Raw genomic sequence first — 13909 nt, forward strand, 5'->3', positions numbered from 1 at the left:
AGCGCGCGGAGCAAAAGCAACAATGGCAAGCTGCGCTGAGCGCACGTCAAAACGCAACGGTGCTCAGTTTTGACCAGCTTCTCGCCCAAGCTAACAATGAAAATCTAACAGGCTACAAACTTAGCACTCAAGCCACACCAACTCTGAAACAGGTCTTTCTTCTCGATAATCAGACGGTCGATGGCAGAGTCGGTTATTTGGCTTACCAAGCATTTGAAATTGCTCCCGCTAAACCCTGGTTATTAGTCGAATTAGGATTTGCGCAAGGCGGCATTGATCGTGCGGTGTTGCCCAAAGTCGCAGCAATCACAAAACCTCTGCAGCTTACGGGTCGGGTCTACCAAAAAGAGATGAATCCGATGAGCTCCGATTTAATGCCTGAACTCGGTTGGCCCAAGCGTATTCAAAACTTAAATATTGAGCAGTTGGCCTTATTGATAGACCAGCCGCTAGCGCGCGCGGTACTGCAACCCAACAATATCCCAAACGATACGCGCATTCATCCATGGCAACCCATTCCGCTATCGGCGCAGAAACATCAGGGGTACGCCGTGCAATGGTTTAGCATGGCTGCTGTATTTGGGATCATCATGCTGTATCTACTTTTTCGCAAATTAAAACAACAAGATAAATAACCAAATTAAAAACTTACATCGCTATTGCTAAGCAAGAATAGACAATGTAGGTTAGAAAATAGACTTCCTAGCCGTTCCGGGAAGTGTTGATATTAAACTGTTCGCTATCGCCGTAGTTTTGCTTATAGCACAAAGCTGTATTGGTAATGACTGGCCACTTTCCTTTAAACGGGTAAAGCGGCCGCAAAGGTGATGCGAGACATAAAATAACATAGAGGAGATGGAATGAACTCCCCCCAAAAGAACGGTAAAAAGATTTTATTACTGCTATGCCTGGCTTTTGCTATCCCTGTAATTGCTGCCAAAGTGATCCTCAGTTTTGAGCTGTATAACGGTGGGGCAACCAACAAAGGCGAGCTGCTTAACGTTGGGATTAACTACCAAAGTCTTGACATGCCCAACCCCCAACCTCAAGAGTGGCAACTGCTCTATCAGCTACCCACCATTTGCGATAACACCTGCAAAGATAGACTGTATATTTTACAACAGAGCCATACTGCACTCGGGCGAAATCAAGATCGAGTTCATACGATTATTATGCTAAATGAGCACAGTGATCTTGCAGCGCTCGAGTCATTTGATTTTGTCACTGCCACCCCTAATGTAGCTTTGAGTAAACTACTCAACAATCAAGAGTTCATCATTGTTGACCCCCTCGGCAGTATGGTGATGAGTTACCCCATAACAACCGATCATCAAGCACAAATAATGCAAGGCAAAGCCATCATTGCCGATTTAAGGAAGATGCTTAAACTGTCGAGGATTGGCTAATGGATATTAAGCCGCTGCTAAAAATCACCTTAGTTTTTACTCTATGCGTGATTATGATGGGTGCGTATACGCGTTTATCTGATGCTGGTCTCGGTTGCCCTGATTGGCCGGGATGCTACGGTATGATCAAGGTTCCCACAGCAAGCCATGAGTTAACGGCAGTTAAAGATGCCTTTCCTGAATATACCGTTGAGGCTGATAAAGCATGGCTTGAGATGATCCATCGCTACATTGCCGGTGCATTAGGCTTAATGGTGCTTGTTATCTTAATCATGAGCCTACGAAAAGCAGACGCACCGAAAAAGCTGCCTATGTTCATCGCAGCACTGATTGTTTTTCAGGCAGTGCTCGGCATGTGGACTGTCACCATGAAATTAATGCCCATTGTAGTGATGTCGCACCTGATTGGCGGATTCGCTCTTTTCTCGTTACTACTGCTACTTTATTTACGCAGTAAACCACTGCGGATCCCAGGCGGCGATGCGCCTGCAAGAAAGTTATCAACCTTGGCTTTGATGTGCATCGGCGTACTGCTATTACAAATTGTTTTAGGCGGTTGGACTTCATCTAACTATGCCGCACTGGCTTGCACCTCTCTGCCTATTTGCGAAGGTAATTGGGTCGATAACTTAAATTTTAGCAGCGCATTTTCACCGTTTCAAGGCGACCATCCAAGCTATGAATATGGCGTGTTAGATTATTCAGCACGCATGACCATTCATGTAGCACATCGTATTGGTGCCATTATTACCGCTGCCATGTTGCTGTTTTTAGCCTTCAGATTAGTCACTAAAGCGCTGTCTTCAACTATCCGCAATGCGGCATGGTTACTGGCCGTGCTAGTGGTATTGCAAGTCATTCTTGGTATTAGCAATGTGGTTTTACATTTGCCTTTGGGCATCGCAGTATCCCATAACGCTGGCGCGGCTTTGTTATTACTGACGTTAGTCTTTATCAATTATGCCTTGTGGCGTAAGGCATAACGGCAACGCTTTACTAGAGACAGTTTTACGATATAAAAAGCAATAATAATCAATGTACCGACTTAATTAATTTATGTTCCACGAGTGAATATAACGAGGTTTCAGCCATGGAAAAACAGATAACACTACCCAGAAACCCAGCTACGCCACTCTTCCAGTGGCGTGCCTATTATGAAATGACCAAGCCCAAAGTGGTGGCACTCATGCTACTGACTGTTTTGGTCGGAATGTGCTTGGCTGTGCCAGGGACGGTACCATTACAACCACTGATTGCCGGTATGGCGGGGATTGGCATGATGGCAGGTGCCGCAGCAGCCTTTAATCATCTTATCGACCGCCGTATTGATGGATTAATGGCAAGAACCTATAACCGTCCACTGCCCAAAGGCAAAGTCTCTATCGCCAAAGCGCTGGTGTTCTCTTTTGGTATTGGCATATTGGGCTTTGTCATTCTTTATACGTTAGTCAATGAGTTAACCGCTTGGTTAACCTTTGCCAGTTTGATTGGTTATGCCGTGGTTTACACTGCTTATTTGAAACGTGCAACACCGCAAAATATCGTCGTCGGAGGTCTTGCGGGTGCCATGCCTCCTCTATTGGGTTGGACCTCGGTCACAGGTGAGTTTCACGGTAATGCTTTGTTGCTAGTGATCATTATTTTTGCATGGACTCCACCTCATTTTTGGGCGTTAGCAATTCATCGAAGAGCCGAGTACGCCAAAGTTGATATTCCGATGCTGCCAGTCACTCATGGAGTTGAATTCACTAAGACCTGTATTTTCCTCTATACCATTCTTTTAGCCATTGCTTGCCTATTACCAGTGCTTGTCGGCATGTGTGGTCCTGTGTATCTGGTCAGCTCTACGCTATTAAGCGCAGGCTTTATCTACAAAGCATGGCAACTTAAGTTCCATGAAACGCCCGGCTTAGCAATGAACGTATTTAGGTTCTCTATCTATCACCTCATGCTGCTGTTTATTGCGTTGCTAGTTGACCACTATCTCTGGGTGTAAGTTATAGGCTTAAATTCTGGCTGTCATACTCGGTAAATAGCACCACAAAAGAAAAGGCTAAACACGATGAAACTATCATGGATTATTGCTGCTGTAATATTGGCAGCAGCGGGGGTGTTGGCAGCGATACAATTCAGTCAGCCTAAAACGCTGGCCTTACAAACCAGCTTCGAATTTCCGACACCACAAGCCATTGCGCCTTTTACACTCACTGACCAGCATGGTAATCGTTTTAGTAATGATGACTTAACGGGCCATTGGAGCCTCTTTTTCATCGGTTACACCTCCTGCCCAGATGTATGTCCTACCACGATGGGTAAGCTAACAGCAGCTTACCCACTATTATCTGAAAACACCGACCTGCAGGTCATTTTCCTATCAGTGGATCCTGACCGGGACTCGACTGACACCTTGCTCAATTATGCCAACTTCTTCAATCCTGAGTTTGTTGCCGTAACGGGCGAGCATAAACAGCTTTACCCCCTCACTCGCAGTTTGGGCTTTGTTTATGCCATGGTGGGTGACGGCGATAATTACCAAGTGGATCACAGTGCTTCATTTGCGCTGATTTCACCGCAAGGCGAGAAAGTGGCGATTATCAAGCCAAAGTCAGACACTCCTGGCAAACTGCCACAAATTAAAAACAGTGCATTAATCCACGATGTGAAGGCTTTGATTGATAAGTACGATAATGGTTAAATCGCCAGTTTAGCCTGGCGGTTTCATGGTCCTCGATGCCATCACGGTAATTAGGACATGCTATCCAGTTCCGACCGTAGAACACTGGAACCACAAATACGTCAAGCTGAGCTTGACCAAGGTCGTGGCGCTTCACCCACACCAGAGCCAAGGGGCAAAGCGCTTGCGCCCCTTGACAATCCCTCAGCGCCCCGGCGAAATTTCTGAAAAGCGAAACTTCCAACGGGGAAGATTGGTGTTATCCGTCAGCTATAGATTAACTATCTAATCTTTTGTCTTAAATTGAAAACTAAAGTGCCGAAAAATTGTGCTTTCAAATCCATATAAGATGCGGCTGACGCCATCCAAAACAGGCCCAATTCTGTTCCATACAGAATTTAGCATTTCCTCCGTCCATGGAGGTCAGATGTTTCCTTTGAACTCACATGGTCCCTCTCTTTATATAAAGAGCCTCTGCTGCGTCTGCACATCCGCCGACCGCTGGTCATTGGAACTACAGATGCTAAAGCTGACTCGATACTTACAATTCCCCTTCACACTTATGCCTAAGCGATACATAACAAACAATTAAAATCAGATAAAATACCGTTGGATTTTGCTATTACTAAACCGACTTTAGCCAAGCTATACTTCGCCTATTAACAGGCGAAAACCCAACCTGGAGAAGCTTCTGTGTCCATTAACATTCGATTAGAAAAACCTAGCGATATTGCTACTATTCATCAGGTTACTGCTACTGCATTTCTTAATGCACCACATACAGATCATACTGAACAATTTATTGTCGATGCTTTGCGAGATTCCGGAGCGCTATCTGTTTCTATTGTCGCCGAAGACTCAGCTAAAATAGTTGGCCATGTTGCTCTGTCAGCAGTAACAATTACAGATGGTTCTGTTGATTGGTATGGTTTAGGACCAATCTCTGTCATTCCAACAGAGCAAAGTAAGGGCATAGGCTCTGCGCTAATGCATGCCGCCCTGAAGGAGTTAAACAATCTCAACGCGAATGGCTGTGTATTACTGGGCGACCCTGGTTTTTATCGTCAATTTGGCTTTGAGCCGATAGAGGGCTTAGTGCTTGCTGATGTTCCAGCTGAATATTTTCAAGCTGTATTACTGCAAGGTGTCCGCCCAACGGGAGCTGTGACTTATCATGAGGCATTTTTAGCTAAGGGATAACTGGGTTTAACTCGCTTACATCAAAACAACTCCTCTGCCAGTGTCATTCTATTTTAAGTCATAGAATGACACTGACCACGAGGCCTTATCACTAGCTCAACGAGTGATAAGGATCGGTGCTCTATTCCGCTACCCACTCGCCATTATCTTTGGCTCTAACCCAAGGCTGTGAGAACCAGTAATAACCACCTTGGTGCTTACTGGGTGCGGTACAGTTATAGCATGAACGCCCCACGGGAAGGTCACGCGAAAGCTAGCCAGACATCCATGTCTGGACTTACGCCATTTACTCCAACGCACTTCGGCAACTTCGATGGGGAGTTAGCGTTTTCTGTGAGATGATTTGTGCATTCATACATCTAGTTTCTATTTCTAACTCAAATGTTGAAAGTTTACGCTTTTATAACCCAGTGTAGATGCGGCTGAGGCCTTCGAAAACAGGGATGTTTTCGTTGAGCTCACATGGACGTGCTTGCAGCGAGCCTCGGTTGCATCTGCACATACGCCGACCGCAGGTCATTGGAACCACTGTTGCCCAAAACCGAGTCACCAAGGGCAATCCTAAATAAGAACTGTATACCCTTGGTAAACCCTAGCAGCAAACCCCTTGCAGATTAAGACTCTGCGACCTTATTCTGCAATCCAGGTACCATCAGCTTTTGGTCGAACCCAAGGCTGAGAAAACCAATAATAACCGCCTTGATGCTTACTGGGCGCAGTACAGTTATAACGTGAACGCCCCGCGGGAAGGTCAAGTTCAGCGCGAATGGTAAACTCATCGTCGCTAATCCAGTTGGGCTTTTTTGCCCCCTGCCCTTGAATAAAACACATCAGCTGCGACGCATTAATGTCTTCCATATCCAGCTTCACTTTAATCTCAGGACGCCACTTTCCATATTGCAGTTGTGGGTCACTATGGGTCTGTTCCATTACCGGCATATTAAGGCTATGCAGCTTGACCTTTAGACTATCGAGGTTGGCATAAGCTCCTGCGACTGGGAACCTTGGCAATGCCGTTAAAGGTGAGTATGGACCCGCGGCACCTGATTGCTGACCAAATGCCACAAAACCATGTTTCTTGAGCATATCTTCTATCTGCTGATTGTACTCACCATAAGGGTAAGCCAGCATTTTGTGATTCTGACCCGTCGCTTGGGCAATCTCAGCTTCGGTGCGCAAAATATTATTCTCTATACGCGCTAACCATTGCGGCTCAGTCTCGCCTTTCTCCATGCGAATGAGGTGTTCATGTCCCCATGTATGGTTGGCTATTTCAGCCCCCTCTTCTGACAACATAATCAGCTGTTGCCAACTCATCATTTCGCCATACTTTTTCTGAATAGGTTCCACTGAGACAAAAAGCGTGTAGGGGAATTTGTATTGCTTTAAGATGGGATGCGCCGTGTTAGCAATGCTGCGATAACCATCATCAAAAGTGATTGCGATCGTTTTAGCGGGCAATTGTTGCTTGGCTTTTACCGAAGCAACGACCGCAGACAGTGGCACGACATTGAAATTGTTTTCCGCTAGATACTGCATCTGCTCTTTAAATTGCGCAGGCGTAACGCTAGTGATTGCTGGCGTATCATCAGACACATGATGATATTGTAAAATCACCGCGGCTTGCACCGAAAACCCCGTCAGCGCTAACAGCGCTAACAACATATTTTTAAACATAAATATTAGACCTCTAAAATGAATGCCATACTGCTAAACCCACAAAAAAACCGACAGTTACTCGCTCTCGCACTGCCGATGATCTTGTCGAATATTACCGTCCCGCTATTGGGACTGGTCGACACTGCTGTTGTTGGACACCTAAGTAATGCTTATTATTTAGGTGGCGTGGCAGTTGGATCAACAATTATAACCCTAATTTTGTGGTTACTTGGTTTTTTACGCATGGCAACGACAGGGTTAGTCGCGCAGGCCTATGGTGCCAACGACACTCAACAGCAATATAGACTGCTGCTCCAAGCGGGTAGCTTAGCCCTAATATTAGGTTTGGCCGCAGTCTTGTTACAACTCCCGATCGTTAATTTGGCGATGACATTGTCCGATGCCAGCGTCGAAGTTGAAAAATATTGCCGCGAATACTTTCAAGTGCGGATCTGGTCTACGCCCTTCGCATTAATGAACTTAGTCATGCTCGGTTGGCTACTTGGCAGACAGCAACCAAAAGCAGCAATGTGGCAATTAATCGTCGCCAACTTAATCAATATCATTCTAGATGTCCTGTTTGTTATAGGGCTAGACTGGGGCGTTAGAGGTGCTGCATATGCGTCCGTCATTGCAGATATTGCTGGCTTTGCGGTTGCGCTGACATTCGTTAGGCGCCAACTTAAACGTTTAGGCGACTTTCACTTTATCACTGTTTGTAAGCAGCTATCATTACAGAGCTACCATAAGCTTATTAGCCTTAACGCCGATATCTTTGTGCGTAGCTTATGTTTGCAACTGTCCTTTGCCTTTATGACCTTCTACGGTGCCGGCCTTGGTGACAATACAGTGGCAGCCAATGCAATATTGCTCAATCTACTGTTATTAATCTCCTATGCACTGGATGGTATAGCCTATTACGCCGAAGCCGAAGTCGGCCGTGCTTATGGCCGAAAAGATAGTCGACTGATGAAAGAGTCGGTAACTTTAGCCTGGGCATGGTCAGCTATCGCCGCGATTATTTTTACACTATTTTTTGCGCTTGCTGGTAGCAGTGTCATCAGCGCGCTAACCAGTCTTACCGAAGTGCAACAGGTCGCAAACAGTTATCTGATTTGGGTGATATTCCTACCCCTGCTCGCGTTTGGATCTTACCTATTTGACGGGGTGTATATTGGTGCAGCGCAAGGAAAAATCATGCGTAATAGCATGATCATTGCCACATTTGGGGTGTTCTTTCCCACCTGGTATCTACTGCAATCGTTAGGAAACCAAGCACTATGGGCAGCAATGAGCACATTTATGTTGGCCCGTAGCCTTACTCTGACGGCGCATTACTGGTTCAGGCTTAGAAAAGCACTCGATTGATAACCCATTACATTTGAACTTATCAACAAAGATCAGCATTTACGACCATAAAAAAACGCGACTTATTAGTCGCGTTTTTATGCTTAACAATCTCAACCTTACTGGTAAGAGTGATCGCCATGCTGGTGTTCAGTAACATCTCTAACGCCCGTCAAGTCACCTGGGAACATATCGAGAAGTTGCTTTTCGATTCCGTCCTTCAATGTCACATCGACCATAGAACAACCGTTACAACCGCCACCAAACTGAAGCACAGCAATACCGTCTTCAGTTATTTCAACAAGTGAAATATTACCGCCGTGGCTTGCCAGCTGTGGATTAATTTCTGATTGAATCACATATTCAATGCGCTCAACCAATGGTGCATCGCCAGACACTTTACGCATTTTCGCGTTAGGTGCTTTTAGCGTAAGCTGTGAACCAAGCTGATCAGTCACAAAGTCGATAGTCGCTTCTTCCAAGAAAGGAGCACTCTTTTCGTCGACCTGAGCGTTAAAGCCGTTGAACTCGAATTCGGTATCATCTGTTTCAACAGCATCTGGTGGACAGTAAGAAACACCACACTCAGCCTGCGCCGTGCCAGGGCTGATAACAAATACTCGAATGTGAGTTCCTTCAGGCTGATCTGATAGCAATTTAACAAAATGCGCCTGAGCTGTTTCGGAAATGGTAATCATGAAAACATAGCTCCGTCAGGAATATACCTGAGTGTTTTAGTGAGAATTAACCCTATAATACTCTTACTCTGCTGCGCTTTGTAGCCCCCAATGCTCACACTATGTAAATTAACGTTATTTTGATCACAATTTTTTATCTAGATTGGCAGTGGTTTTGTCGCTGCTGAGCTGGTAATTTAACCGTAATATTATAAATATAATGACTATTTCGATGCTGAAAACTGCTCTCACTTTTTTATGCGCTTTTATGATGTTGCTCTCTCTTTCGGCAGAGGCAAAAAAAACTCGGCTAACCGACAATCCACTCTACGGAATTACCACTACTAGCCCAGAGGCTTTTCTTGGTTATCCGTTGGGGGAACATTTGCTACGCCATGATCAGGTCAACTACTACCTTAAAGAGATAGCAAAACAGAATCCGCGAGTGTCACTCGAAAATACTGGCCAGAGTCATGAGGGTCGCCAGCAACTCACCGCTGTCATCACCTCCGCTAAAAACCAGCAGCAGTTAGATGAAATTTTAAAGCAGCGCCAGCAAGTCAAATATCACACTAAACAAACTGGGCCGATCGTTATTTGGCTCGCTTATTCGATACATGGTGATGAAGCCAGTGGCGCCCATGCTGCTTTGAAGCTAAGTCATATGCTGGCCACGAGTGAAGAAAAGTGGGTGACCAATCTACTTAAAAATGCAGTAGTGCTGATTACGCCGAGCCAAAATCCGGACGGCATGGATAGATTTTCCACTTGGGCCAATGGTTACGCCGGTAAAGTGGCCGTGAGCGACCCCAACCACAAAGAGCATAAGCAACGCTGGCCGAGTGGCAGAACCAACCATTACCTAGCAGATTTAAACCGAGACTGGCTGTTTCTACGTCACCCAGAATCTCAGGGAAGAGTCGCGCTATTTCATCGTTGGCAACCGCATTATGTGGGGGACTTCCATGAGATGGGCCACAACCAAACCTACTTCTTCCAGCCGGGTGTTCCTGAAAGAACCCATCCACTAACGCCGGTCGCAAATCAAACGTTAACCAGTAAACTTGCTGGTTATCATCAAGCGGCATTAGACGATAAAAAACAGAGCTATTTCAGCCGCCAACTGTTTGATGATTTCTTTTACGGGAAAGGGTCGACCTATCCAGACATCAACGGTGCTATCGGTGTGTTGTTTGAACAAGCCAGTGCGCGTGGCCAGCAGCAAGACTCTGTTAACGGCATTGTTCGCTTTCAAGAGGCGATAGATAACCAGTACGCAACGTCTATATCGAGCTTAAAAGGCGCGCTGGCACTTAAAACTGAACTGCAAGAGTATCAAGCCGATTTCTTCAGCGGAAAACACCAGCAATCAAAGAAAAAGAAGCCAAGACAAGCGGGTCGACTGATCTCTGCTGCCAACGACAGCTGGCGGATAAAGCAACTTACAGAGCTGTTAGCACAACACCAAATTGAATATTACTATTTAACCAACACGCTCACTCAAGGGGGCAAAACATTCACGGTTGAAAACAGTGTATTCATTCCCGATCATCAAGCACAAGCCACGTTGTTAACCGCCCTGTTTGACAATAGAACTGAGTTTGAGGACCCTACCTTTTATGATGTTTCTACTTGGAACTTGCAATATGCATTTGACTTAACGATACGCCAGAACGTTAAGCTCGAGCTCAGCGTCTTAAGTAAAACAGCGCCAACGTTTACGCCGTCTAAATGGACACAAAAGGCAGTCGCATTACTTATCGACTGGCGTCAAAGTCAGGCTGCCCCAGCATTACAACAATTATTAAGCCAAGGGGTGCAAGTTAAATTTGCCGCTAAGCCTTTTACATTAGCAAGTAAGCCCGGCCAGCTCGATTTTCCCGCTGGCACCTTGCAAATCCCCTTAAAACAAGATGGCTACTCCGCCAGTGACCTTAGCAAGTTAGTGAGTAAACTAGCTCAAGAGTTTCGCATCAGTGTCACAGCCGCTTATACCAGTGGCGCCGTCAGTGGTATCGATTTAGGCAGCCCTGACTTTAACGTTATCCGCCCTATACGGCCATTAATCGTCAGCGGCAAAGGCACATCAATCCCTGAAGTGGGTCAAATTTGGTATTACCTAGACTCTCAGCTTAAAGTGCCCACCACGTTAGTGGATACCAGTGAACTTAACTCAATCAAGCTGACTGATTACACTCATATTATTTTTGCTGGCGGCAGCTATGCGAGCTTAGATGAAAAGTTTAGCCGTAAACTGGGGCCCTTTACCGCTAATGGCGGTGTCGTTATCGCCCAAAAGGGAGCCTTAACTTGGCTGAGTAAAGCCAACTTTCTAAAAACGAGCCTGCGAGGCAAACGTTTTTACAAGCAACTCTTTAACGCTGATGGACTGGCTTTTGATCAAAAGTCATCGTTTAGTGCAACACAAGAGATCGGCGGGGCCATCGTCGAATTAACACTGGATAAAAGTCACCCGATTAATTTTGGTATTAATGGCGACCCCTTACCAGTAATGAAGAATAAGGCTCTCGGTTTTGCGCACACCAGTAACGACTTCAGCGTTGCGGCAAGCTACGCTTCACAACCCCTATTAAGTGGTTATATGGCGCAAGAATATCAAAGCAGTTTCGCCAACACCCCCGCGATTATTGTTGAGTCCAGGTCAAAAGGCGCAGTCGTCGCCATTGCTGATAACCTGCTATTTAGAAACATATGGCTAGGGTCAGAAAAACTCTACGCCAATGCACTTTACTTTATTCCCGCGCTTCACTAAGTATTAGCGTTTAACTTGCTAAGTGCTCGTTAAACACTAGTTAAGTCCGGGTGCCTCTGCTCTTGCAAGGCACCAGACTTGAGTTTCAATATGCTGCTTGTTAAATAATCGCGCTATCTCACTGACCGTTGTACCCGTGGTTACCACATCATCAACAATCGCAATACGTTGCCAATTAATGTCAGCCACTAGCGTAAAGGCATCTAATAAATTTTGACGGCGCATTTTTCCTGATAACCCCGCTTGTGGAGCGGTATTGGTTTGCCTAATAAGCACATCGTCAAGCAACGGCAGTTTAAGCTTTTGTGACAGTGATTGAGCCACCAACCATGCCTGATTAAAGCCACGTTGCCGTAATCGTTTTGAGTGCAATGGTACGGCGATAATGACTTGTGGCATTTGAACAAAGCCTAACTCAATTAAATGATGTAATCGATGGATAAGCGCATCGACCATCACCTCGATAACGGCAAACTGCGCTTGATATTTTATCTGGCCAACCCAATGACCGAGTCCATCATGATAACCACAAGGTGCTACCACCTTTAGCCTGTTGTGCCGCTGACACTCTCCACAATAGACAAGCTCTAGCGACATCTCTCTACCGCAGCCTAAGCAAACGGGTGTTTGGTAAAGGCAGGCCTGTAGGCAAACCCGACAAATACCACTTTGTGTGGACGTGATCTGCTGATGGCACATTAAGCATCGATTGGGTAATATAGCCGCGAGCCATCGCTGCAAAGAGGGCTGAGTCATCATGAAATTCCTTTTTCATACGCGATTTCCGCCAATACGACAGCACTAATATAAATTCAATACAAGGCTAATACGTGAGTCAAACTAAATTACATGTCAAATCAATTGGCCAAGGCCACGATGTGGTAATGCTGCATGGTTGGGGAGTCAATGGGGCTGTATTTACCGCTTTGCCCGATCTGTTACCTCAGTATAGATTTCACTTTGTTGATCTGCCCGGCTTTGGCGAAAGTAATGTCGTTGCTGGTGATATTAATGATTGGTTGGCAAGCATCATAGCCAATGTGCCAAAATCTGCTATCTGGATAGGCTGGTCCCTCGGCGGTTTGGTCGCCACCTTAGCAGCACTTAAGTATCCACAACATGTCAGTGCCCTGTGTACTATCTCGTCTTCACCTTGCTTTATGGCTAGAGAAGAGGAGTCTTGGCCCGGGATCCCCCCTAATGTGCTCGCTCAGTTCGCGACTCAACTCACCCAAGATCTCGATAAAACCATCGAACGATTTCTAGCAATACAAGCCATGGGTAGCCAAACAGTTAAGGGCGACATCAAGCAACTGCGCGAATGGGTACTCGCTAAACCTCAGCCGCAATTCACCGCACTCGATCAGGGGCTTGATATGTTAGCTCGGGTTGATTTAAGAAACCAACTGCCACTGATCAAGCAGCCTTGGTTAAGGATATGGGGTAAGCTCGACGGGCTCGTGCCACGTAGAGTGATTAAGCTGATGCCTAATTTGAGTAATAGTGAAGATATTATATTGCCGAAAGCCTCTCATGCTCCGTTCATAAGCCATACAGGCGACTTTGTTACGGCGTTAGACCGCTGGCTTAAAAAACACTAATTAACAATAAGGTTAGCGCGTAAAACAGCTTTATTTTTGCGTTGTTTTTGGTTAAGATTTAACCACAACTCAAAGTGGAAATGTTTATGCAAGTGGTAACGAATTATCCCAACGTGCCGCTCTCTACGTCTAACGTAGCGACCGATGCTGCACGCACGGATAATCAACAACGGCCACCCGTATTACCGCCACCACAAGCGAGTAAAGGCCATGAAGAACGCGCCTTTAATCCACAACACGAGCGCACCGCAGAGCAGGCTCAAACACAAGCAAAATTACGAGGATCGGTACAAGGTAAGCAACAAGGGGACTCGCAACAAGAGCAGCAAAAACGTCCTGCACCGTTCGATTTAAAACAACTGCTAAGCTATCGTTCGTCATTAAAACGCAGCGATATTAAACTGCCAAGCCTGCCAGTAGAGAAACCAGCATGCGCTGACAGTAAGCGCATGCCCAATGAAACATTACAATTCTATCGTGCATTTGGCGCCCATATCGACGCCTTTTATCAAGCTCGGACTCAGCCAAAGACTGAGTCCGATATGCTGACAAGCGTTTAAAAAGTCACTGCA

General features: G+C 45.8%; 13 protein-coding genes and 1 pseudogene. 10 read left to right on the forward strand and 4 right to left on the reverse strand.

Going from position 1 to position 13909, the window contains the following annotated elements; all coding sequences use genetic code 11:
- The 6 genes from CXF82_RS15255 to CXF82_RS15280 form a co-directional block, all read left to right on the forward strand.
- Positions 1–635, forward strand: a 635-nt coding sequence (locus CXF82_RS15255; RefSeq protein WP_102044486.1) for an SURF1 family protein, incomplete at its 5' end; no start/stop codon positions are given.
- A 225-nt stretch (positions 636–860) separates the two neighbouring features.
- Positions 861–1406, forward strand: a complete 546-nt coding sequence (locus CXF82_RS15260) for a hypothetical protein (protein WP_101090759.1) — start codon at positions 861–863, stop codon at positions 1404–1406.
- A complete protein-coding gene (locus CXF82_RS15265) occupies positions 1406–2389 on the forward strand; it encodes a COX15/CtaA family protein (protein ID WP_101090760.1) in 984 nt (327 codons plus the stop codon). Before CXF82_RS15260 ends, CXF82_RS15265 begins: the two co-directional genes overlap by 1 nt.
- Before the next feature lie 107 nt (positions 2390–2496).
- Positions 2497–3402 (forward strand): heme o synthase, encoded by a 906-nt coding sequence (gene cyoE, locus CXF82_RS15270; RefSeq protein WP_101090763.1) that lies wholly within the window; start codon positions 2497–2499, stop codon positions 3400–3402.
- A 66-nt stretch (positions 3403–3468) separates the two neighbouring features.
- On the forward strand, positions 3469–4101 hold the full coding sequence (locus CXF82_RS15275) for an SCO family protein (RefSeq protein ID WP_101090765.1): 633 nt from the start codon (positions 3469–3471) through the stop codon (positions 4099–4101).
- Between the two features lie 672 nt (positions 4102–4773).
- Entirely contained in the window at positions 4774–5280 is a 507-nt protein-coding gene (locus tag CXF82_RS15280) for a GNAT family N-acetyltransferase (RefSeq protein ID WP_180961216.1), read from the forward strand.
- A gap of 121 nt (positions 5281–5401) precedes the next feature.
- Here CXF82_RS15280 and CXF82_RS22625 read toward each other — a convergent pair.
- Positions 5402–5521: pseudogene (locus CXF82_RS22625) on the reverse strand (polysaccharide deacetylase); the annotation flags it as partial.
- Between the two features lie 389 nt (positions 5522–5910).
- Positions 5911–6957, reverse strand: a complete 1047-nt coding sequence (locus tag CXF82_RS15290) for a polysaccharide deacetylase family protein (protein WP_101090772.1) — start codon at positions 6955–6957, stop codon at positions 5911–5913.
- 18 nt (positions 6958–6975) lie between these two features.
- Here CXF82_RS15290 and CXF82_RS15295 point away from each other — a divergent pair, with 18 nt between their 5' ends.
- Positions 6976–8307: an MATE family efflux transporter gene (locus CXF82_RS15295; protein ID WP_102044487.1), complete on the forward strand. Its 1332-nt coding sequence runs from the start codon at positions 6976–6978 to the stop codon at positions 8305–8307.
- A gap of 98 nt (positions 8308–8405) precedes the next feature.
- On the opposite strand, the gene nfuA is transcribed toward CXF82_RS15295, so the two are convergent.
- Complete coding sequence (gene nfuA, locus CXF82_RS15300; protein ID WP_101090775.1) at positions 8406–8984, reverse strand: Fe-S biogenesis protein NfuA; 579 nt, start codon at positions 8982–8984, stop codon at positions 8406–8408.
- Positions 8985–9195: 211 nt separating this feature from the next.
- On the opposite strand from nfuA, the gene CXF82_RS15305 reads away from it, so the two are divergent.
- A complete protein-coding gene (locus CXF82_RS15305) occupies positions 9196–11736 on the forward strand; it encodes a M14 family zinc carboxypeptidase (protein ID WP_102044488.1) in 2541 nt (846 codons plus the stop codon).
- Positions 11737–11772: 36 nt separating this feature from the next.
- On the opposite strand, the gene CXF82_RS15310 is transcribed toward CXF82_RS15305, so the two are convergent.
- Positions 11773–12495, reverse strand: a complete 723-nt coding sequence (locus CXF82_RS15310; protein ID WP_101090778.1) for a ComF family protein — start codon at positions 12493–12495, stop codon at positions 11773–11775.
- 71 nt (positions 12496–12566) lie between these two features.
- Here CXF82_RS15310 and bioH point away from each other — a divergent pair, with 71 nt between their 5' ends.
- Together bioH and CXF82_RS15320 are read left to right on the forward strand one after the other, a co-directional pair.
- On the forward strand, positions 12567–13337 hold the full coding sequence (gene bioH, locus CXF82_RS15315) for a pimeloyl-ACP methyl ester esterase BioH (protein WP_101090780.1): 771 nt from the start codon (positions 12567–12569) through the stop codon (positions 13335–13337).
- Between the two features lie 86 nt (positions 13338–13423).
- Positions 13424–13897, forward strand: coding sequence for a hypothetical protein (locus CXF82_RS15320; RefSeq protein ID WP_102044489.1), 474 nt, complete (start codon positions 13424–13426; stop codon positions 13895–13897).
- Positions 13898–13909: the final 12 nt, after the last annotated feature.

This window comes from Shewanella sp. GutDb-MelDb, assembly GCF_002836075.1.
GTDB lineage: Bacteria > Pseudomonadota > Gammaproteobacteria > Enterobacterales > Shewanellaceae > Shewanella.

Bases quoted from the DNA above. Each gene is read 5' to 3' on its own strand.
- CXF82_RS15260 (WP_101090759.1), top strand. From the start codon at position 861: ATGAACTCCCCCCAAAAGAACGGTAAAAAGATTTTATTACTGCTATGC.
- CXF82_RS15265 (WP_101090760.1), top strand. From the start codon at position 1,406: ATGGATATTAAGCCGCTGCTAAAAATCACCTTAGTTTTTACTCTATGC.
- cyoE (WP_101090763.1), top strand. From the start codon at position 2,497: ATGGAAAAACAGATAACACTACCCAGAAACCCAGCTACGCCACTCTTC.
- CXF82_RS15275 (WP_101090765.1), top strand. From the start codon at position 3,469: ATGAAACTATCATGGATTATTGCTGCTGTAATATTGGCAGCAGCGGGG.
- CXF82_RS15290 (WP_101090772.1), bottom strand. From the start codon at position 6,957: ATGTTTAAAAATATGTTGTTAGCGCTGTTAGCGCTGACGGGGTTTTCG.
- CXF82_RS15295 (WP_102044487.1), top strand. From the start codon at position 6,976: ATGAATGCCATACTGCTAAACCCACAAAAAAACCGACAGTTACTCGCT.
- nfuA (WP_101090775.1), bottom strand. From the start codon at position 8,984: ATGATTACCATTTCCGAAACAGCTCAGGCGCATTTTGTTAAATTGCTA.
- CXF82_RS15305 (WP_102044488.1), top strand. From the start codon at position 9,196: ATGCTGAAAACTGCTCTCACTTTTTTATGCGCTTTTATGATGTTGCTC.
- CXF82_RS15310 (WP_101090778.1), bottom strand. From the start codon at position 12,495: ATGATGACTCAGCCCTCTTTGCAGCGATGGCTCGCGGCTATATTACCC.
- CXF82_RS15320 (WP_102044489.1), top strand. From the start codon at position 13,424: ATGCAAGTGGTAACGAATTATCCCAACGTGCCGCTCTCTACGTCTAAC.